General features: G+C 55.0%; 17 protein-coding genes, 1 tRNA gene and 1 riboswitch. Of the genes, 6 read left to right on the forward strand and 12 right to left on the reverse strand.

Annotation, left to right across the window (positions count from 1 at the left end):
- Positions 1-351: 351 nt before the first annotated feature.
- The 6 genes from sanA to metG all read right to left on the reverse strand — a co-directional run bounded on the left by sanA (position 352) and on the right by metG (position 7,291).
- Positions 352-1,071 (reverse strand): outer membrane permeability protein SanA, encoded by a 720-nt coding sequence (sanA, locus tag QMZ65_RS05405; protein ID WP_034824903.1) that lies wholly within the window; start codon positions 1,069-1,071, stop codon positions 352-354.
- 136 nt (positions 1,072-1,207) lie between these two features.
- A complete protein-coding gene (locus tag QMZ65_RS05410) occupies positions 1,208-2,905 on the reverse strand; it encodes an NAD-dependent malic enzyme (protein ID WP_097116616.1) in 1,698 nt (565 codons plus the stop codon).
- A 160-nt stretch (positions 2,906-3,065) separates the two neighbouring features.
- Positions 3,066-3,962, reverse strand: a complete 897-nt coding sequence (gene cdd / locus QMZ65_RS05415) for a cytidine deaminase (RefSeq protein ID WP_283215548.1) — start codon at positions 3,960-3,962, stop codon at positions 3,066-3,068.
- 124 nt (positions 3,963-4,086) lie between these two features.
- Positions 4,087-4,779, reverse strand: coding sequence for a CidB/LrgB family autolysis modulator (locus tag QMZ65_RS05420; protein WP_097116618.1), 693 nt, complete (start codon positions 4,777-4,779; stop codon positions 4,087-4,089).
- On the reverse strand, positions 4,772-5,146 hold the full coding sequence (locus QMZ65_RS05425; protein WP_097116619.1) for a CidA/LrgA family protein: 375 nt from the start codon (positions 5,144-5,146) through the stop codon (positions 4,772-4,774). The genes QMZ65_RS05420 and QMZ65_RS05425 overlap by 8 nt, the downstream gene beginning before the upstream one ends.
- Before the next feature lie 57 nt (positions 5,147-5,203).
- On the reverse strand, positions 5,204-7,291 hold the full coding sequence (gene metG, locus QMZ65_RS05430) for a methionine--tRNA ligase (RefSeq protein WP_283215549.1): 2,088 nt from the start codon (positions 7,289-7,291) through the stop codon (positions 5,204-5,206).
- Between the two features lie 88 nt (positions 7,292-7,379).
- On the opposite strand from metG, the gene apbC reads away from it, so the two are divergent.
- On the forward strand, positions 7,380-8,492 hold the full coding sequence (gene apbC / locus QMZ65_RS05435; protein ID WP_283215550.1) for an iron-sulfur cluster carrier protein ApbC: 1,113 nt from the start codon (positions 7,380-7,382) through the stop codon (positions 8,490-8,492).
- Here the strand turns inward: apbC and QMZ65_RS05440 are convergent.
- Positions 8,489-8,941 carry a GNAT family N-acetyltransferase gene (locus QMZ65_RS05440; protein WP_097116622.1) on the reverse strand — a complete coding sequence of 151 codons (453 nt, stop codon included), beginning with the start codon at positions 8,939-8,941 and terminating at the stop codon, positions 8,489-8,491. The genes apbC and QMZ65_RS05440 overlap by 4 nt on opposite strands.
- Before the next feature lie 255 nt (positions 8,942-9,196).
- Between QMZ65_RS05440 and ahpC the strand changes: the two genes are divergently transcribed.
- The 5 genes from ahpC (at position 9,197) to fbaB (ending at position 14,965) form a co-directional block, all read left to right on the forward strand.
- Positions 9,197-9,760 (forward strand): alkyl hydroperoxide reductase subunit C, encoded by a 564-nt coding sequence (gene ahpC, locus QMZ65_RS05445; protein WP_034824884.1) that lies wholly within the window; start codon positions 9,197-9,199, stop codon positions 9,758-9,760.
- A gap of 70 nt (positions 9,761-9,830) precedes the next feature.
- Complete coding sequence (gene ahpF / locus QMZ65_RS05450; RefSeq protein ID WP_097116623.1) at positions 9,831-11,399, forward strand: alkyl hydroperoxide reductase subunit F; 1,569 nt, start codon at positions 9,831-9,833, stop codon at positions 11,397-11,399.
- Positions 11,400-11,993: 594 nt separating this feature from the next.
- Positions 11,994-12,089: riboswitch (TPP riboswitch) on the forward strand.
- Positions 12,090-12,122: 33 nt separating this feature from the next.
- The gene (gene thiM, locus QMZ65_RS05455; RefSeq protein ID WP_283003853.1) at positions 12,123-12,908 is read left to right on the forward strand and encodes a hydroxyethylthiazole kinase; all 786 of its coding nucleotides are present in this window, start codon (positions 12,123-12,125) and stop codon (positions 12,906-12,908) included.
- Positions 12,905-13,705 carry a bifunctional hydroxymethylpyrimidine kinase/phosphomethylpyrimidine kinase gene (gene thiD, locus QMZ65_RS05460; RefSeq protein WP_283003854.1) on the forward strand — a complete coding sequence of 267 codons (801 nt, stop codon included), beginning with the start codon at positions 12,905-12,907 and terminating at the stop codon, positions 13,703-13,705. The genes thiM and thiD overlap by 4 nt, the downstream gene beginning before the upstream one ends.
- Positions 13,706-13,912: 207 nt before the next feature.
- The gene (gene fbaB / locus QMZ65_RS05465) at positions 13,913-14,965 is read left to right on the forward strand and encodes a class I fructose-bisphosphate aldolase (protein ID WP_045832840.1); all 1,053 of its coding nucleotides are present in this window, start codon (positions 13,913-13,915) and stop codon (positions 14,963-14,965) included.
- A gap of 213 nt (positions 14,966-15,178) precedes the next feature.
- Here the strand turns inward: fbaB and QMZ65_RS05470 are convergent, their stop codons facing one another.
- The 5 genes from QMZ65_RS05470 to QMZ65_RS05490 all read right to left on the reverse strand — a co-directional run bounded on the left by QMZ65_RS05470 (position 15,179) and on the right by QMZ65_RS05490 (position 20,530).
- Positions 15,179-15,865: a GntR family transcriptional regulator gene (locus QMZ65_RS05470; protein ID WP_034824871.1), complete on the reverse strand. Its 687-nt coding sequence runs from the start codon at positions 15,863-15,865 to the stop codon at positions 15,179-15,181.
- A gap of 98 nt (positions 15,866-15,963) precedes the next feature.
- Positions 15,964-17,424, reverse strand: coding sequence for a mannitol dehydrogenase family protein (locus tag QMZ65_RS05475; protein ID WP_283215551.1), 1,461 nt, complete (start codon positions 17,422-17,424; stop codon positions 15,964-15,966).
- Between the two features lie 52 nt (positions 17,425-17,476).
- Positions 17,477-18,760: an MFS transporter gene (locus QMZ65_RS05480; protein ID WP_097116627.1), complete on the reverse strand. Its 1,284-nt coding sequence runs from the start codon at positions 18,758-18,760 to the stop codon at positions 17,477-17,479.
- Between the two features lie 173 nt (positions 18,761-18,933).
- A complete protein-coding gene (locus QMZ65_RS05485; RefSeq protein WP_160868019.1) occupies positions 18,934-19,944 on the reverse strand; it encodes a Zn-dependent oxidoreductase in 1,011 nt (336 codons plus the stop codon).
- A gap of 510 nt (positions 19,945-20,454) precedes the next feature.
- Positions 20,455-20,530: transfer RNA gene (locus QMZ65_RS05490), tRNA-Asn, on the reverse strand.

Consider the following 20,530-nt stretch of genomic DNA (forward strand, 5'->3'; position numbering starts at 1 on the left):
AACAGCACGCAATTAAGCTCAATAGCAGGCTGGTGCCGCTTTGGGGGCAGGCTTTTCGCAGCGCTGAACAGAGTGAGGATGCCAGGATAGCCCGCAGGGATGCGGGCGGAAGGCGGGGCGGCACATGGATGTGCCATCCCCGCCGTTCAGTAAGGCAGACGAACGGCGTGAAGGCACCGCGTCAGCGGCGCGAGGACCGCCAGCCCCCAAAGCGACACCAGACAGCGTTATAACAGTAACCTGAGGCGATACCCGACAGCGTTATAACAGTAAACTGAAGCAGCACCAGATAGCGTCACCACAACAACCAAGCGACACCAGATGGCATCAACGCAATATTTTCAGGTAGCGTTACTTCTGCAGCTTCTCTTCCAAATCCAGCAACTGCTCTGGCGTCACCGCCGGATAACTCTGTGCATCTTCCGGCACTTCATGCACCGCCGGAATCGGCACCAGCGGGCCGAGGAAACGAGGTTCACGTTTCATCAGATACAAATCGGCTAATGCGCCTAAACGAGCACCAACCTCGCGGAAACGCACCGACAGCATATTTTTCGGGGACGGAACCGCATAACACTGCGCCTGAATTCCCAGATGTTGGGCGATATACAGCGCGCGCTCACAGTGGAAGCGTTGTGTGATGATGATGAAATCATTGGTGTCGAACACTTTGCGGGTGCGTACAATCGAGTCCAGCGTACGGAATCCGGCATAGTCGAGCACGATATCGGCAGGATCGACACCGGCTTTGATCAAATCGCGGCGCATGGTCATCGGTTCGTTATAACTTTGCAGCGCGTTGTCACCACTCAACAGCAGATAATTCACCTTGCCGCTGTTATACGCGTTAAGCGCACCTTGAATGCGATAAAGGTAATACTGATTGATCACGCCGGTGCGGTAATACTTGGCGGTGCCTAAGACCACCCCGACCTGACGATGCGGCAGCGAGGTGACATCTTCATAAATAAACGGGGCAGTTTTCCAGCTGATCCAGCGATCCAGGCCGAGCGCGGTCGCCACCATCAATAAGATGATGAAAAACAGACCAAAGAAAACGCGTTTAATCATGCGCGTAAGCACTCGGTTGGCGAAAAAAAGGATGGCTAAAGGCTACTTGAGGTGGGGGCGCTAAGCAAGTTTACGCCGGTTGGCTGGCGATATTTTAAGCGCAGCCGGTACTGAATTCACCGGCTGCGCTGTCTGCTTAGATAGACGTGCGGCGATAATGACGATACTGCGGCAGCCAGAAGTTGTTGTTCACGGCTTTTGACAGCACGTCTTCTGAGGTCACCACGGCCACGCCAGCCAACTGCGCTGCTTTACCCACTTCCATAGCGATCAGCTTCGAAACGCCCTGAATGTGTTTCAATTCTGGCAGCACTGGACCTTCGCCATCGTTCACCAGCGGTGAGCAGTCAGCCAGGGCGCGGCTGGCGGTCATCAGCATCGAATCGGTGATGCGGGTGGCTCCGGCGGCAATCACACCCAAACCAATACCTGGGAAGATATAGGAGTTGTTGCACTGGGCAATCGGGTAGGTTTTACCCTTCCAGGTTACCGGTGCAAATGGGCTGCCAGTCGCGACCAGCGCTTCACCGTCGGTCCAGGAGATGATATCCGCTGGGGTGGCTTCAACGCGTGAGGTTGGGTTTGACAGCGGCATCACGATCGGACGCTTAGTGTGCTTGTGCATCTCGCGGATGATCTCTTCGGTGAACAGACCCGGCTGACCTGACACACCAATCAGAATGTCTGGCTTCGCGTTGCGCACCACATCCAGCAGTGAAATAGAATCGCTGGTCACATCCCAGTCCTTCATGTTTTCACTCTTCTGCACCAGTTTGCCCTGGAAATCGAGCAAATTAGGCAGTTTGTCGGTCAACAGACCAAAGCGATCGACCATCATCACGCGGGAACGTGCTTCGTCGTCGCTCAGGCCTTCGGACTTCATCTGCGCGATGATCTGCTCAGCGATACCACAACCGGCGGAACCGGCGCCGAGGAACACCACTTTCTGCTCGCACAGACGGCTGCCTGCGGCACGGCTGGCGGCGATCAGGGTGCCAACGGTAACGGCGGCAGTGCCCTGAATGTCATCGTTAAAGCAGCACACCTCATCGCGATAACGCTCCAGCAGCGGCATAGCGTTCTTTTGTGCAAAGTCTTCAAACTGCAGCAGCACATTTGGCCAGCGGCGTTTCACTGCCTGGATAAATTCATCAACGAAGGCTTCGTACTCTTCGCCGGTGATACGCGGATGGCGCCAGCCCATATACAGCGGGTCATTCAGCAACTGCTGATTGTTGGTACCGACATCCAGCACCACGGGCAGGGTATACGCCGGGCTGATCCCGCCACACGCGGTGTACAGCGACAGCTTACCGATTGGGATACCCATACCGCCGATGCCGAGGTCGCCGAGGCCCAGAATACGCTCGCCATCGGTCACCACGATCACTTTCACGTTCTGCTTAGTGGCGTTTTGCAGCATGTCTTCAATGCGATCGCGATTGTTATACGAGATGAAAACACCGCGCGCACGACGATAAATTTCAGAGAAGTGTTCACAGGCCGCGCCGACGGTTGGGGTATAAATAATCGGCATCATCTCTTCCAGATGATTATCCAGCAGGCGGTAGAACAGCGTTTCGTTGGTGTCCTGAATGTTGCGCAGATAGACGTGCTTGTCGTTATTGTTTTTGAAATCCAGGAACTGACGCCAGGCACGCTCGGCCTGCTCTTCGATGGTTTCAACGGCTTCGGGTAACAGGCCATTGAGGTTAAATTCGTTGCGTTCTTCCAGGGTGAAGGCGCTGCCTTTATTCAGCAGCGGAAATTCCAGCAGAATCGGACCCGCGTAAGGAATATACAGCGGACGTTTACTTTCGTAGTCGAGTTCCATGCAGTCTTTGCTCCGGTTGCAGTGTTTTCTGACGTGTCACCGGGAAAAGGTAACGCCAGACCTGTTTCTTGTGAAGTAGTTCTGGCGCCCGATCCTATGAGGATTCTTGCGGATGTACAGCTTTTGTTAATAGAAAGTCACAAAAGCGATGAAAGGATCACTAAACTGATGTTTTCGAAACTAAAGTAAGTGAGAAATCTTCACAGCCCAGTGCCGCCAGCGTAGCGCGCGTGGCATCGCGCTGGCTTAACGTACTACCTTCACATTCGACTAATACTGCCTGTTTAATCGTATCCAGCGCTTCATTACGCATGTTCATCATAATCAGCGCTGCCTGCAATGGCGGCAAACTTGGATTGAAAGCGGCGTTTTCTGCATAGCGACCGGTGAAGAGGTTACCGCTCTGGCTGCGCAGGGCCACACCACTGTAGCTGTGACTGTAGGGGGCATGACTGTTGTTCGCCGCCTCAATCGCCGCTTGCTGTAAGGCATCACCTTGCGCAGCGAAGCCGTGATGAATCGGTGTCAGCAGACGTTCCGTGATATTCAGATCGGCGGGGCCAAACGCATCCGGCAGATAATCGCCCAATGTACTCACTGCACGACCTGGCAGACTGATGCGGATAGCCGTGCCGCTGTTAAGCTCGTTCATAAACTGACGGCAGTGGCCGCAAGGCGTGTAATTGACGGTGATGGCATCCAGTTTCTCTTCGCCGTGCAGCCAGGCATGAGTAATGGCGCTTTGCTCCGCATGCACGGTTTGCTGCAGCGGCGCATATTCGAATTCCATATTGGCACCGAAATACCAGTGACCACTCACTCCGCGTGAAATCGCACCCACATTGAAGTGAGACACCGGTGCCACCGCACAGCAGGCGGCAATCGGCAGCAGTGCCAGCGCCAGGGCATCATCATCCAGCCCCGTTTCCAGCTTCAGGCGCGCCACGTCTTGCGGGCGCAGTACGCCGTCAAAATCAGCTGCATCCAGTAAGGGATAAATCGCAGTTTGCAAGTCAGCGGGCAGGGCGGAGAAAGCAGCAGTAAATCGTGGATGCATGATGTGATGACCTCATTAACGCGTTAGCGGCGATGCGCCGCCTATGGGGTTATATGTGATCTGTGTCGCTATGACAATGTAAGCTGATTGAGTTGTTTCAACTTTGCGAGATCTCTCGCAAGTTTTAGCCCAACCAGTGCATTAGCAGCGGGAAAAGGAAGGGGGCCAGCAGAGATGTGATAATGCCGCAAATCACTAATGCCAAAGAGCTAAATGCTCCTTCCTGATAATCGATCTCTGCCGCGCGCGCCGTGCCTAAGGCATGCGATGCGTTGCCAATCGCCAGGCCGCGTGAAGACTTGCTGTGCACCTTAAACAGATTCAGCAGCATATGGCCGAACACTGCGCCGAGCACGCCGGCAATCAACACACAGATGGCGCTGATGGCGGGAATACCGTGCAGCGAACCGGATACTGCCATGGCAATCGGGGTGGTGACGGATTTCGGCATAATCGTCGCGGCAATTTCTGGCGTAGCTCCCATCCATAGCGCAATAGCGGTGCCGGAGACCATCGCGGTGATGCTGCCAATAAAACAGACGCTGATGATGGTTTTCCAGCGCGCGCGAATCTGATGCATCTGCTCATACAGCGGCAATGCGAGCGCGACCACCGCAGGTTGCAGCAGCTGATTAAGGAAGGTGCTGCCGGCAAAATAGCGGGTATAAGGGATATGGGTGAGCAGCAGGATCGGAATCACAATCGCCATCGCCACCAACAGCGGATTGATGATCGAGATATTGATTTTGGCTGCCAGCTTACGCGCCAGCAGATACGCCACCACGGTGAGCGGCAGTGACCACCAGGCGTCAGTCATGAGGATGCTCCTTCGGGCGCTGCAAACGTTCGGCGCTCAGGCCAACGATTAACAGCACCATAAAGGTACTTACCACGCAGGAGACGACAATCGGTCCAAACTGCGCGCTCAGGATATCGGTATAACCCATCACGCCGACACTGATCGGGACAAACAGCAGCGCCATATAACGTATCAGCAAATGACAGCCCGGTTTCACCCAACCGACCGGCAGGATTTGCAGCGCCAGCAAGGTAAACAGCAGCAGCATGCCGATAATGCTGCCCGGAATGGTAAACGGCAGCAGGGCTGCAATACCGTTTCCGGCATAGAGCGCGGCATAGATAATCACAAAGGCACGCAAATAGTGCCAGCAAGCAGTTAGCACGACAGGCTCCACAACAGAGGGTCGATAAAAAAGCCGCCCTGAAGGCGGCTTGTTCAATTACTTCACCTGCATTCCAGGCTGTGCACCGCTATCAACGGACAACACAAACAGATCTGAACCGCCGGAACCGGCTGACAGCACCATGCCTTCTGAGATGCCGAAACGCATCTTACGCGGTGCCAGGTTAGCGACAATGATGGTCATCTTGCCGACCAGCACTGACGGATCCGGATAGGCCGCGCGAATGCCCGAGAAGATCTGGCGCTTCTCGCCGCCAAGATCCAGTTCCAGACGCAGCAGCTTGTCAGATCCTTCAACCAGCTCGGCTTTCTCGATCAGTGCTACACGCATATCAACTTTAGCGAAATCGTCGATAGTGATGGCTTCGCCAATCGGCGCATCCGCCAGAGGGCCGGTTACTGCTGGCTTGTTCGCCGCAGCTGCATCTTCTTTAGATGCTTCAATCAGGCCTTCAACTTTGGCCATTTCGATACGGCCATACAAGGCTTTGAAAGGCGCCACATCGTGATCCAGCAGCGGCTGTGCAATCGCATCCCAGCTCAGTTCCGTATTAAGGAAGGCTTCGGTACGCGCGCTCAGTGAAGGTAGCACCGGCTTCAGCCAGGTCATCAGAATGCGGAACAGGTTGATACCCATTGAGCAGATCGCTTGCAGGTCAGCATCTCGGCCTTCCTGTTTCGCCACCACCCACGGTGCCTGCTCATCCACATAGCGGTTAGCGATATCCGCCAGCGCCATGATTTCACGAATCGCGCGGTTGTACTCGCGGCTCGCCCAGGCTTCGCCAATCTTCTCTGAGGCATCGACAAAGGTCTGATACAGCGCCGGATCGGCCAGTTCGCTCGCCAGTTTGCCGCCAAAACGCTTAGTGATGAATCCTGCGTTGCGGGACGCGAGGTTCACCACCTTGTTGACGATATCGGCATTCACACGCTGCACGAAATCTTCCAGATTCAGGTCGATGTCGTCGATGCGTGAAGAGAGTTTCGCTGCGTAGTAATAACGCAGGCTGTCCGCATCAAGATGCTGCAGCCAGGTGCTGGCCTTAATGAAGGTGCCGCGTGATTTGGACATCTTCGCGCCGTTCACCGTCACATAACCGTGCACGAACAGGTTGGTCGGCTTGCGGAAGTTGCTGCCTTCCAGCATTGCAGGCCAGAACAGGCTGTGGAAGTAAACGATGTCTTTACCGATGAAGTGATACAGCTCGGTAGAAGAATCTTTTTTCCAGAACTCGTCGAAATCGATGTTACCGCGCTTGTCGCACAGGTTCTTGAAGGAACCCATGTAACCGATTGGCGCATCCAGCCACACGTAGAAGTATTTGCCCGGCGCGCCTGGAATTTCGAAACCGAAATAAGGCGCATCGCGGGAAATATCCCACTGCTGCAAGCCTGATTCGAACCATTCCTGCATTTTGTTCGCCACCTGCTCCTGCAACGCACCTGAACGAGTCCAGGTCTGCAACATCGCGCTGAATGAAGGCAGGTCGAAGAAGAAGTGCTCTGAATCACGCAGTACCGGCGTCGCGCCAGAGACCACGGATTTCGGATCGATCAGTTCGGTTGGGCTGTAGGTCGCGCTGCACACTTCGCAGTTATCGCCGTATTGATCCGGTGACTTACATTTCGGGCAGGTGCCTTTGACAAAACGGTCCGGCAGGAACATGCCTTTTTCCGGATCGTACAGCTGTGAAATGGTACGGTTCTTAATAAAACCGTTCTCTTTCAGACGACCGTAGATCAACTCTGACAGCTCACGGTTTTCATCGCCGTGCGTGGAGTGATAGTTGTCGTAGCTGATGTCGAAGCCAGCGAAGTCAGTTTCGTGCTCCTGCTTCATCTCGGCGATCATCTGCTCAGGTGGGATACCGAGTTGCTGGGCTTTCAGCATGATCGGCGTGCCGTGGGCATCGTCTGCGCAGATGAAGTAAACCTGGTTGCCACGCATTCGCTGGTAACGGACCCAAATGTCAGCCTGAATGTGCTCAAGCATGTGACCGAGATGGATTGAACCGTTTGCGTACGGCAGTGCGCACGTTACCAGAATTTTTTTAGCGACTTGAGTCATAGTTTGCGTAGCGTTCCGTGAATAAAAATCGGGCTTAGATGTTACCCGAAGCACCCTCTGGCGTAAACACAACTGGACGGCATCTGATATTATTGAAAGCACATCGCCGATATCTGGCGTGATGAAAACACAAGGAGTTGGGATGACTTCACAATCCCGGGAACATCATTCACCCGAAGCATTGCGCGCGGTAGTTATCGGCGTGCTGAGTGACTTTGAACATCCGACGCTGCATCACAATCTGACGACCTTGAAAGCCCTGCGCCATGTGGCACTGCTGGACGGCAAGCTGCACATCGAACTGGTGATGCCGTTTGCCTGGGCCTCGGCTTTCGAAGAGCTGAAGGCACAAGTCAGCGCCGAACTGCTGCGTCTCACCCATGCTAGCGCCATCGACTGGCGTTTGCGCCACGACATTGCCACGCTGAAGCGCGTGAAAAATCATCCTGGCGCAACAGGTGTGAAGAACATCATTGCGGTGAGTTCCGGTAAAGGCGGCGTGGGCAAATCCAGCACCGCGGTAAACATGGCGCTGGCGCTGATTGCCGAAGGTGCGAAGGTCGGTATTCTCGATGCCGATATTTACGGCCCGTCGATTCCCAATATGCTCGGCACCGAGAGCCAGCGTCCGACCTCGCCGGATGGCACGCATATGGCGCCGATCATGGCGCACGGACTGGCGACCAACTCGATTGGCTACCTGGTCACCGATGAAAATGCCATGGTGTGGCGCGGCCCGATGGCCAGCAAAGCGCTGATGCAGCTGCTCAACGAGACGATGTGGCCGGATCTGGATTACCTGATTCTCGATATGCCACCGGGCACCGGGGATATCCAGTTGACGCTGGCGCAAAACGTCCCGGTGACGGGCGCGCTGGTGGTCACCACGCCACAGGACATCGCCCTGATTGATGCGCGTAAAGGCATTGTGATGTTTGAGAAGGTCAGCGTGCCGGTGTTGGGGGTGGTGGAGAACATGAGCATTCATATTTGCAGCGAATGCGGCCATCATGAGCCGATTTTTGGCACCGGCGGCGCGCAGAAACTGGCGGCGGATTACCACACGCAGCTGCTGGCGCAACTGCCGCTGCATATCAATCTGCGTGAGGATCTGGATGACGGTGAACCAACGGTGATCCGCCGTCCGGACAGCGAATTCACTGCACTGTATCGCCAGTTAGCCGGTCGCGTGGCGGCACAGCTTTACTTGCAGGGCGAAGTGATTCCGGCCGATATCGCCTTCCGCGCGGTTTAACGCTTCACTTTTCCGCTGGCGCGCGCCGTCAGCGGAAAATGCATCAGCACATATTTTCCTTGCTCGCTCTCACCGGTGGCTTCACGCTGCCAGCCATGTTTTAGGTAAAACGCCTGCGCTAACTCATTCAGCATCAGACATTTCAGCACGCCGGTTGAGGTAAAGCGCTTCTGCACTGCCTCCAGCAAGGCGCTGCCAACCCCACGGCCCTGAAAGTCGGGATCGACATACAGGCTGTGCAGGAAGTTGTCATTAGGAAGGATGCCCGCGAACCCGGCACGATGCCCATCGACCAACGCGACTAACACCGTCTCCCCCAAAATCACGCCATCCAGATCTTCCAGTGCCCAATCATCGCCATCCAGCCAGGTCCAGTTGTGACGACGTGCTGCAAGAAACAGTGTGCGCAGAAAAGGGCGGTCGGCTTCCTCAAATAATCGAATGTCCAAGCATGGGCTCCATCATAAACAAGATTAGGTAGCGTGGCGGTCGCTTTAAATGGCAACCCCAGGTAACACTAGCCGACGAAAAAAGATAAAGCCTGTCAAATCATCAGGCTTTCTGTGTAGAATGCCGCGGCAAGCCGCATGGAATCTGGCATCAGCACTTTGATAGCTTTTGATTATCTGATTGATAACGACTGCATATTAGAAGTTGGCCCGGAAAAACTGTAACTTGCATCACATCTTTTAACGGAGGTCACCATGTCCATCATTAATACCAAAATCAAACCATTCAAAAACGCAGCGTTCAAAAACGGCGAATTCATCGACGTAACCGAGAAAGACGTTGAAGGTAAATGGAGTGTATTCTTCTTCTACCCGGCTGACTTCACCTTCGTTTGCCCAACTGAGCTGGGTGACGTGGCAGACCATCACGAAGAACTGCAGAAACTGGGCGTAGACATCTACTCTGTTTCTACCGACACGCACTTTACCCACAAAGCCTGGCACGGTTCTTCCGAAACCATCGCAAAAATCAAATACGCGATGATCGGCGACCCAACTGGCGCACTGACCCGTAACTTCGAAATCATGCGCGAAGACGAAGGTCTGGCGGATCGCGGTACCTTCATTGTTGACCCACAGGGCATCATCCAGGCTATCGAAATCACCGCTGAAGGCATTGGCCGTGACGCATCTGACCTGATCCGCAAAATTAAAGCGGCTCAGTATGTGGCTTCTCACCCAGGTGAAGTTTGCCCAGCTAAATGGAAAGAAGGCGAAGCAACACTGGCTCCATCTCTGGACCTGGTTGGCAAAATCTAAGTCACACCCAGCCATTCGATCTTTCTCAATCGGGTGCTACGGCACCCGATTTTCTTGACAGGAACTCACTATGCTCGATACCAATTTAAAAACACAGCTCAAGGCTTACCTTGAGAAATTAAAGAAACCGGTTGAGTTGATTGCCACACTGGATGATGGCGCTAAATCTGCGGAGATTCGTTCTCTATTAGCCGATATCGCGAGCTTGTCAGAAAAAGTCAGCTTCCGTGAAGAGAATGATCGTCCGGTTCGTAAACCCTCTTTCCTGATCACTAACCCAGGCAGCCAGAGCGGCCCACGCTTTGCCGGTTCGCCAATGGGTCACGAATTTACTTCACTGGTGCTGGCCCTGCTGCAGACCGGTGGACACCCTTCGAAAGAGTCGCAGAGTCTGCTGGAGCAAGTGGTTGCTCTGGATACCGACCTGCATTTCGAAACCTATTACTCGCTGTCGTGCCATAACTGTCCTGACGTGGTGCAGGCGCTGAACCTGATGGCGGTGCTGAACCCACGCATCAGCCACACCGCGATTGACGGCGGCATGTTCCAGAACGAAATCACCGAACGTAACGTGATGGGCGTTCCTGCGGTATTCCTGAACGGCAAAGAGTTCGGTCAGGGCCGTCTGAGCCTGGCGGAAATCGTCGGCAAAGTGGACACCAACGCTGAGAAACGTGCAGCAGAAGAGCTGAACAAGCGTGACGCCTATGAAGTGCTGATCGTCGGCAGCGGCCCAGCGGGCGCAGCGGCAGCGATTTACTCGGCACGTAAAGGTATCCGCACTGGCCTGATGGGCGAGCGTTTTGGTGGTCAGGTGCTCGACACCGTGGACATCGAAAACTACATCTCCGTACAGAAAACCGAAGGCGCGAAGTTGGCCGGTTCACTGCGTGCCCACGTCGATGATTACGATGTTGACGTCATCGACACCCAGAGCGCCATCAAGCTGATTCCTGCGGCGAAAGAGGGCGGTCTGCACGCGATTGAAACCGCGTCTGGCGCAGTGCTGAAATCACGCAGCATCATCATTGCCACTGGCGCACGCTGGCGCAACATGGGCGTGCCGGGCGAAGAGCAGTATCGCACCAAAGGCGTGACTTACTGCCCACACTGCGATGGCCCGCTGTTCAAAGGCAAGCGCACGGCAGTTATCGGCGGCGGTAACTCCGGCGTTGAAGCGGCTATCGACCTCGCGGGTCTGGTTGAGCACGTGACGCTGCTGGAATTCGCCAGCGAAATGCGCGCCGACAAAGTGCTGCAGGACAAACTGCGCAGCCTGAAAAACGTCGATGTGATTCTGAATGCGCAGACCACCGAAGTGAAAGGTGACGGCAGCAAAGTGACCGGGTTGAGCTACATCGACCGTAACAACCAGACCAGCCACGAGATCGCGCTGAGCGGCATCTTCGTGCAGATTGGTCTGTTGCCGAACACCACCTTCCTGGAAGGCGCGGTAGAACGTAACAAGATGGGCGAAATCATTATCGATGCCAAATGCGAAACCAGCCTGAAAGGCGTGTTCGCAGCGGGTGACTGCACCACGGTGCCGTACAAGCAGATCATCATCGCCAGCGGTGAAGGCGCGAAAGCCTCACTCAGCGCGTTCGATTACCTGATCCGCACCCAACCGGCTGAATAAGTTTTATTGCGATAGCCACGCAGCAGCCCCGTAACGGATGTTACGGGGCTTTTTTTTGCCTGTTTTTCATCCCAACCAACGCCGTGCTTCCGCATCGCTCACGTCGCGGTAATAAACTTTATGCAAACGTTCGCCGCAACTTTTACATCGAGCTTCAACATGGGTGGAAAAATAGTGGCGACCGGAAGGGCAAATAGCGCCTTTGCGCGAAATACGAATGTCGTGCCATTTATGGGCGTGCGGAATAAAGCTGAATAATTTTGAGATCATTATCGATTCCGGAATTGGATAGGCAGTGACTCTGTTCAAGTCCGGAGGGGGATTAGGCCTTGCTACGCCTGGCAGGGCGTTGATGTGCATCAATGAATATGGAGGCGCGTGTTGATTAGTCGATTTTTCAGTGATTAGAATAAATCTGGAAAATTCAGAAGAGAGTTAATTAATGATGATAATTGATCGAAACGGCTCTTTTTAAAATTTAGCCTGTCGAATTATTTTAACTATTTTGACTGAGTGCCGTTTTCAGCATCCTTCAAACGACCACGATTTACAATCCTTCACGCTCGCCTTATCCTGTGTGCGGCATGTTCACCATGCCATGACTCGGGGTGCCCCTGTTAAACAGGGCTGAGATACACCCGCTGACCTGATCTGGATAATGCCAGCGTAGGGAAGTCAGATGCCTGACCGCATTCGCCTTCTTGATCGCCGGTTGGGAGTTTTATGACACAGCCTGACCTTCTTACCTCCGCGCAACTCGCGCAATCCCTGCAGTTGCTGCGTCAGCAGGCACCGCTGGTGCACTGCATGACCAATGACGTGGTGCAAACCTTTACCGCCAATGTGCTGCTGGCTTTGCAAGCCTCTCCCGCGATGGTGATCGATGCCGAGGAAGCCGCGCAGTTCGTGAGTTTTGCCGATGCGCTGCTGATCAACGTCGGCACCTTAACCCGCGACCGTCGCGATGCGATGCTGGCGGCGGTGCAGTCCGCCTCTAAAGTCGGTACGCCCTGGACGCTCGATCCGGTGGCCGTGGGTGCACTCTCATTCCGCACCGAATTCTGCCAGCAGCTGCTGAGCCTGCATCCCGCCGCGATTCGTGGCAACGCCTCGGAAATCCTCGCGCTGGCTAACCAGGCTGCGGGCGGGCGCGGCGTGGACAGCGTGCATCAGGCCGATGCCGCACTCAGCTCGGCGCAACAGTTGGCACAGGATTACCACACGCTGGTGGCGGTCACAGGCGAAGTCGATTACGTCACTGATGGCAAACGCACGCTGGCGATTCCAGGCGGCAGCCCGCTGATGACGCGCGTGGTCGGCACCGGCTGCGCGCTTACCGCCGTGGTCGCGGCCTTCAGCAGCTTACCGGGCGACCGCTTGCAGCATGTGGCGGCGGCATGTCGCGTGATGTCGCTGGCGGGCGAGCAGGCGGCGCGTGCTGTTCAGGGGCCAGGCAGCTTTGTCGCGGCTTTCCTCGATAACCTCTGGACGCTGGAGGTTGCCGTATGAAGCGCATCAACGCGTTAACCATTGCAGGTACTGACCCGAGCGGTGGCGCAGGCATTCAGGCCGATCTCAAAGCCTTCTCCGCATTGGGCGCCTATGGCACCAGTGTGATCACCGCGCTGGTGGCGCAGAACACCTGCGGCGTGCAGTCGGTGTATCGCATTGAACCCGATTTCGTTGGCGCGCAACTGGATTCGGTGCTGGACGATGTGCGTATTGATGCCGCCAAAATTGGCATGCTGTCGGAAACCGCGATTGTTGAAGTGGTGGCCGAGCGGCTGAAACGCGCCAGCCTGCCGTTTGTGGTGCTGGATACGGTGATGATTGCTAAGAGTGGCGATCCGCTGCTGTCGCCCGATGCGGTGGCCAGCGTGCGTGAACTGCTGATGCCGCAGGTGTCGTTGATCACGCCCAATTTGCCCGAAGCCGCTGCGCTACTGGGCCGTGATATGGCGCAGGATGAGAAAACCATGCTGATGCAGGGCGATGCGCTGTTGGATCTCGGTTGTGAAGCGGTATTAATGAAGGGCGGACATCTCAGTGATGCCGAAAGCCCGGATTGGCTGATCACCCGCGCAGGACGTCAGCGCTTCACCGCACCACGCGTCAATACGCGCCATACCCACGGCACCGGTTGTTCGCTGTCCGCCGCTTTAGCGGCACTGCGTCCACGTCACGATAACTGGGCGGATACGGTGACCGAAGCCAAAGCCTGGTTGCAGCAGGCCTTGCTGCACGCCGACTCGCTGGAAGTCGGCAAGGGCATTGGGCCGGTGCACCATTTCCATCAGTGGTGGTAAGGCAGCAGAACGGCGATTAAGGCGTGCCTCTGCGTTGCAGGATTCAATCTGAAGGCCGCCCATCGCAAGGTGGCAGAATTTTTTTACTGCGTATCCGTCTGAAAAATGGAGTCAGCAATTTGCCAGCCTGGCGCTTTTCGGTCCAGGCTGTTGGGGGCGAATCGGCCATTGCCGGTTCCATTCCAGCCATTTATTTCAGGAGCCAACATGACGGACATCGTACAGTTATTGGGCAAGGAAGCGGATTCACTTCTTCAACATCGCTGCATGACCATTCCAGCGGACAGCCTTTATTTACCGGGCGCGGATTTCGTCGATCGTGTGATGATCGACAACAATCGTTCTCCTGCCGTATTACGCAATATGCAAACCCTGTATAACACTGGTCGCCTGGCGGGCACCGGCTATCTGTCGATTCTGCCGGTCGATCAGGGCGTTGAGCACTCAGCGGGTGCCTCTTTTGCCGCCAACCCGGCTTACTTCGATCCGAAGAACATTGTTGAGCTGGCGATTGAAGCCGGCTGTAACTGTGTCGCCTCTACCTATGGTGTACTGGCCTCAGTTTCACGCCGCTATGCACACCGCATTCCGTTTATGGTGAAACTTAACCACAACGAAACCCTGAGCTATCCCACCCAGTACGATCAAACGCTGTATGCCAGCGTCGAGCAGGCATTCAACCTGGGGGCGATTGCGGTGGGCGCGACCATCTATTTTGGTTCTGAGCAGTCACGTCGTCAGATTGAAGAGATCTCGGCTGCTTTCGAGCGTGCGCATGAACTGGGCATGGTGACCGTGCTGTGGGCCTATCTGCGCAATGATGGCTTCAAGAAAGACGGCGTAGATTACCATGCCAGCGCTGATTTGACCGGCCAGGCCAACCATCTGGCAGCCACCATTGGCGCAGACATCGTGAAGCAGAAAATGGCCGAGAACAACGGCGGCTACAAGGCGGTGAAATTCGGCCATACCGATGAGCGCGTTTACAGCAAGCTGACCACGGAGAACCCGATCGATCTGGTGCGTTACCAGCTGGCGAACTGCTATATGGGCCGTGCTGGATTGATCAACTCCGGTGGCGCATCAGCCGGAGACACTGACATTGCCGAATCGGTGCGTACTGCGGTGATCAACAAACGCGCGGGCGGTATGGGGCTGATACTGGGCCGTAAGGCGTTTAAGAAGTCGCTGAAAGAGGGCGTACAGCTGATTAATGCGGTGCAGGATGTTTATCTGGCGAAAGATGTCACAATTGCGTAATTGATTGCCCAAATCCCTTCCCGCAAGCGGGAGGGGAATCGGTCAGCGGAGTAATGATTGGGGATTGATCGAGAGCATGGGGACGAAATCTTATCTGCAAAGCTCTCTATTGAGCGGCAACACGCGCTTCACTCGCTCGCCAATCGCACTTTGCTTGGGTCTTCCCCTTTATATGGGAGAGGACCAGGTTGAGGGCATCTAATCACAGACAATCTAAGGCGCTTCAAACCATTCGCTATTACGCTCAGCAATCGGCGTAATGGTCAAAATCATTTCCTGCAGATGACGTCGCATCGCCGCTTCTGCCGCTTCAACATCTTGCGCTTTTAACGCCTGGTAGATGTTTTCATGCTGCTGAATCAGGCTTTCCGGTGGCGACACTTCACTCAGGGTCAGGAAGCGCACGCGGTCCATGGTGGCTTTAATGTTCTCCACCGTTTCCCATGCCAGCAGGCAGTTAATCCCTTCGGCAATCAGGCGGTGAAACTCATCGTCCAGCGCTAAGAATGCCTGGCTGTCGTGACGTTCAGCCGCCAGACGCTGCAACTGAAGATTGTGCTCCAGCGCCATCAAGCCCTCGGGAGTAATCTCCTGTGCCGCACGTCGCACCACGGCGATCTCCACCGCTTCACGAATAAAACGGCCGTCGGCCACACGCTGGGCGGAAATTTTACGCACGAAAGTGCCGCGCTGCGGCAGCACCTGCACCAGGCCCGCTTCCGCCAGTTTGATAAAGGCTTCGCGGACTGGCTGGCGCGACACATTGAAGCGCGCGGACACTTCTTTTTCCGACAGCAACGAGCCGGGATGAATGGCGCAGGTCACGATATCTTTGCGCAGATAACGATAGATCTGCTGATTTACGGGTTCGCTGGTGGTAATGGTATAGGCAATCGACATGCAGCAATATCCGTATTACGGCTGGCCTACGCCAGCCCGATGAGAAAGGTTCAGTCTAATCAGCACGCTGCATCTGCGCTACACATTTGTGAAGGCACTTATGCCTGTGTCACAAGGGCTTGTACCGTGGCGCGTGCACCTTGGGTATTAAGCTGGTTATACAACTCGGTGACGCGTGAGACAAAGGCGGTCTGATAACGTAAATCATCGCCAAATACCGCTTGTATCCGCAGTAAGGCTTCGACGCGCTGTGCACCCTCATCACTGTGCGCAACGATGCTCGCCAATTGTTCTTTCATTGGATCTCGAATCTCAATCGCCTGACCTTGCTCATCGACACCGCTCACGTAACGCATCCAGCCCGCCACACCCAGCAGCAGATAGTCACACGAGGTGCCGTTACGCAGATGCCAGCGCACGCTGTCCAGCAAACGCTGCGGCAACTTCTGCGTGCCATCGGTGGCAATTTGATAAGTGCGATGCTTGATGGCGCGGTTTTCGTAGCGAGCGATCAGCGAGTCGGCATAGGCGGTGAGATCCACGCCTTGAGTACGCAGCGTCGGGGCCTGATCCTGTAACATCAGCGCGCGCGCCGCCGTGCGGAAGTGGTTATCGGCCATGCAATCGCTGATGTGTTCGTATCCGGCGAGGAAGCCGAGATAGGCGAGGAACGAGTGGCTGCCGTTCAGCATGCGCAGCTTCATCTCTTCAAACGGTAATACATCACTGACCAGCTCAGCACCGGCATTTTCCCACGTCGGGCGGCCGTTAACGAAGTTATCTTCAATCACCCACTGGAAGAAAGGCTCGGCTTCCACCGCCACCGGATCGCTGCTGCCTAAGCGCGCTTCCAGCGCATCAAATGCGGCATCGGTCATGGCGGGAACGATGCGATCCACCATGGTGGAGGGGAAGGTGATGTGCGTTTGAATGTACTCTGCCAGTTCGTGGCTATGGCGTTCTGCCAGCTGGGTGACGACGTTGCGCGTGACGTGACCGTTCTCTGGCATGTTGTCGCAGGACATCACGCTGAATGGCGTTAATCCACGTTCGCGGCGACGGATAATCGCCGCCAGAATCAGGCCCGGTAGCGAACGCGGCTGCGTGGGGTTTTTCAGGTCATGCACAATATCAGGATGATCCGGATTGAGCTTGCCGCTGGAAGGCATGTAGCAATAGCCTTTCTCGGTCACCGTCATCGAGACAATCGTCACATCCGGCTGGCTCATCGCCTCAATCACCGCATCAATGCCGTCGCCTTTGCCATGCAGCGCTTGCGTCACCACGCCAATCACGCGGGTGTGCAGGCTGCTATCGGCCATCTCGGTGAGGGTATAGAGCAAATCCTGTTGGCGCAGCGCCTGGATCAGTGCGCCGCTGTTGAGATTCACTTCGCAGTAGCCCCAGTCGCTGCCTTTCGTTGCCAGTTTATCGGTCGCGAGCGCCTGATGGGCACGGTGAAAAGCACCAAAGCCGATATGTACCATGCGGGTTTTTAACTGGCTGCGGTCGTAAGCGGGACGTTGGACGTCGGCGGGGAGGCGATCAAGTTCTAACATGCGTTTTCCTTTTAGCAAACGGGGCGCTGAGCGCCCCATTATGGTCAATCTGTTATGCGGACACCGGTTTATCTACGGTCTTTGGGCTGCGAATCACAAACAGCACCAGCATCGCACCAATCCCGGCGACACAGCCCGCCAGAATAAAGGCGCTGTCGAATTTACCGGTGTGCTGCACGATATAGCCTGTGACAATTGGCCCAACAATCCCGGACAGGCTACCAATCAGATGGATAAAGCCACTGATGCTGCCGACACGGCTTTTGTGCACCACATCCTGAATAATCGCCCAGTAAATCGCACCGGTGATGTAGAGGAAGAAGATGGAGATCGACATCATGATCACCGCGGAATTCACCTCTTTAATCGTTCCCGCCAGTGCTACACAGATGGCGGCAGCCAGCAGCGAGACCACCAGAACAATTTTGCGCGACAGCAGCAACTTGCCGGTGATGTTGAAAATCTTATCCGAGATCCAACCGCCCAACGCCAGGCCGACGAAGCCGACAATCCACGGGATCATGGTGGTGATACTCATGGATTTAATATCCAGGCCGTGCGCCTGCACCAGATAAGCCGGGAACCAGCTCAGGAAGAAGAACAGAATATAGTTGTAGCAGAAGAAGGCAAAAGCGGTGACCAGAATAATCGGCTGACGCAGGTAGTAACCCATACCGTGTGCTTTACCGGTCGGGTCGATGACATCAGCCGGTTCTTCTGCTTTCAGTTTCTCAACCAGCGCGCGCTCTTCTGCAGAGACTTTTTTGCTGCGCGCCGGGTTATCAGCGGCGAAGAAGAACCACAAACCCATCCACACCAGGCCAATCACACAGATCACCACGAACGCTGGACGCCAGCCAAATGACAACGCCAGATAGCCCACAATCGGACCAGCGACGGCCCCACCCAGCGGCGAACCGGCACTCAGCAAGCCCATTGCGGTAGCGGCTTGTTTTTTCGGGAACCAGCCGTTGATGGCCTTGTTTGCCGAGGCGCAGATTGGGCCTTCCGCCATGCCAAACAGCACGCGCAGAATCATCATCGACCAGAACCCGGTCGCCAGTGCGGTCATGCCACAGAACAGCGACCACATACCGACGGCGGTGCCGAGCACGATAGTCGGGCCGAATTTATCAGTCGCCAGGCCACCGATAAAGTTAAACAGCGCGTAGCCAAAGAAGAAGCTACCGAAAATCATGCCGAACTGTTCGGCGTTGATCATCAGGTCTTTTTCTACCAGCGGCACAGTCAGAGAAAGGGCAATACGATCGAGGTAGTTGATCATATAAACCAGGAACAACAGCAGTACGAGGGTCCAGCGTAGATTCTTTAACATAGAAACTCCGTTTCCCCATCATGCTTCAATCTGTTTCTGTGTGGCCTGCTTAATCTCATCCCCTTCGGGGATTGAATCACTTGCCGCTTTGATACAGCCTGAAGCATTGAGAGGATTATTATATTGGCCGGCGGGTACGCACCGGATTAAGGACACCTGGTGTGAAGATTAACTTAACCCATGTGCAGAATCACTTTGCAGCAGGTGCGCGGATCTTTTTCGAACAGCGTCATCGCTTTTTCAATCTCAGCCAGCGGGAAATAGTGGGTGACTAATTTCTCTGGCTGAATCTGACCTTTCTCCATCCACTCAATCACCTGCGGGAAGCGATTGCTGTTCAGGCGCGAGGTAAACAGTGATAACTCTTTGCTGGTTAACGCCTGCTGCGTGATGCTGCAAGGCTCACCGGAGAAGCCGAGCAGGCCAATACGCGCCGCTGGAGAGGCGAGGGCAGCGGCTTCTGCCAGAATGGTCGGATGGCAGGCGGCATCGATGATCAATGTTGGCTGCACGCCTTCCAGCTGTGCGGCCAGCGGAATCTCACTGTTGTTGAACACCTGATCAGCGCCATTTTCCTGCGCCAGCGCCAGACGTTCCGGCAGACGATCCACCACCAGCACTTTTTCCACGCCGTAGACGCCTTTCAGCACCTGTATGGCGGTTAAGCCCATCGGGCCTGCGCCGTAAATCAGTGCCACGTCATTGGCCTGCGGTTTGAGGAAGGCGGTGATGTTCGCCGCGATGGTGAACGGTTCCACCAGGCTGGCGAGTTTGTCCGGAATAGAAGCGGGCAGAGTAAAAGCGTTTTTCGCCGGTGCCACCGCAAATTCGCTGAAACCACCGTCACGGTGCACACCGATCACCTGCAGTTCTTTGCAGACATTTGGGCGACCGATGGAGCAGGGATAGCAGTGTCCGCAGCTGACGACCGGATCCACCGCCACACGCTCGCCGATACGCGCGGCATCCACGCCTTCACCCACCGCATCGATCAAGCCAAAGAATTCGTGGCCAATCACACGCGGGTATTTGGCGAATGGGTTGTGGCCGTGCCAGATGTGCACATCTGAACCGCAGATACTGGCAAACTGCACTTTGACGCGCACTTCGCCTGCGGCTGGTTCAGGCAATGCGCGTTCTGCCACTACCAATTCACCCGGTTGTTCAATTACGACACTTTTCATCATCTACTCCTTGCCAGATACACACTTAATTGGTGGATTTGGCAGCAACGGGAATGCAATGAATGAAAAATACGCTTGCTAATACTACCATACAAGTCGGCGTTAAAGAGTTGTGAAGAGAGTCACAGAGTGCAGGGAGAGGGAGCGAAGAACTGTGGCAGTTTGGGAGATGGGGCAGTGGAGTTGGAGTGGGGCTGAAATATGCAGAGATTTGAGATGTAGGATTTTCAGTTTGGGTTGAGATTCCCAGGCAGGCCGAAGATATTCAAACAGGGTTGAGGTATTGAGTGGGTTGCGATGTTCAGACTGATATGAGGTCTTCAAGCTATGTTGGGGAGTTGAATTGGGTTTGAGATGTTCAGGCTGTGATGAGATGTGCAGGTTTGGCTGAGATTTTCAGATTGAGCCGACAATGACTTTAGATAGGACATCGCCCAACTATTCCATTCATCGCCTCCCAAATTGCAGGCATAAAAAAAGCAGCCTGATAGGCTGCTCTTTTCAAGAATTTGGCTCCTCTGACTGGACTCGAACCAGTGACATACGGATTAACAGTCCGCCGTTCTACCGACTGAACTACAGAGGA

The sequence above is a fragment of the Pantoea sp. EABMAA-21 genome (assembly GCF_030053335.1).
In the GTDB taxonomy this organism is placed as follows: Bacteria; Pseudomonadota; Gammaproteobacteria; order Enterobacterales; family Enterobacteriaceae; genus Pantoea; species Pantoea communis.

Coding starts and splice junctions, on each gene's coding strand:
- sanA (WP_034824903.1), bottom strand. CDS start 1,071: ATGATTAAACGCGTTTTCTTTGGTCTGTTTTTCATCATCTTATTGATG.
- QMZ65_RS05410 (WP_097116616.1), bottom strand. CDS start 2,905: ATGGAACTCGACTACGAAAGTAAACGTCCGCTGTATATTCCTTACGCG.
- cdd (WP_283215548.1), bottom strand. CDS start 3,962: ATGCATCCACGATTTACTGCTGCTTTCTCCGCCCTGCCCGCTGACTTG.
- QMZ65_RS05420 (WP_097116618.1), bottom strand. CDS start 4,779: ATGACTGACGCCTGGTGGTCACTGCCGCTCACCGTGGTGGCGTATCTG.
- apbC (WP_283215550.1), top strand. CDS start 7,380: ATGACTTCACAATCCCGGGAACATCATTCACCCGAAGCATTGCGCGCG.
- ahpC (WP_034824884.1), top strand. CDS start 9,197: ATGTCCATCATTAATACCAAAATCAAACCATTCAAAAACGCAGCGTTC.
- ahpF (WP_097116623.1), top strand. CDS start 9,831: ATGCTCGATACCAATTTAAAAACACAGCTCAAGGCTTACCTTGAGAAA.
- thiM (WP_283003853.1), top strand. CDS start 12,123: ATGACACAGCCTGACCTTCTTACCTCCGCGCAACTCGCGCAATCCCTG.
- thiD (WP_283003854.1), top strand. CDS start 12,905: ATGAAGCGCATCAACGCGTTAACCATTGCAGGTACTGACCCGAGCGGT.
- fbaB (WP_045832840.1), top strand. CDS start 13,913: ATGACGGACATCGTACAGTTATTGGGCAAGGAAGCGGATTCACTTCTT.
- QMZ65_RS05470 (WP_034824871.1), bottom strand. CDS start 15,865: ATGTCGATTGCCTATACCATTACCACCAGCGAACCCGTAAATCAGCAG.
- QMZ65_RS05475 (WP_283215551.1), bottom strand. CDS start 17,424: ATGTTAGAACTTGATCGCCTCCCCGCCGACGTCCAACGTCCCGCTTAC.
- QMZ65_RS05480 (WP_097116627.1), bottom strand. CDS start 18,760: ATGTTAAAGAATCTACGCTGGACCCTCGTACTGCTGTTGTTCCTGGTT.
- QMZ65_RS05485 (WP_160868019.1), bottom strand. CDS start 19,944: ATGAAAAGTGTCGTAATTGAACAACCGGGTGAATTGGTAGTGGCAGAA.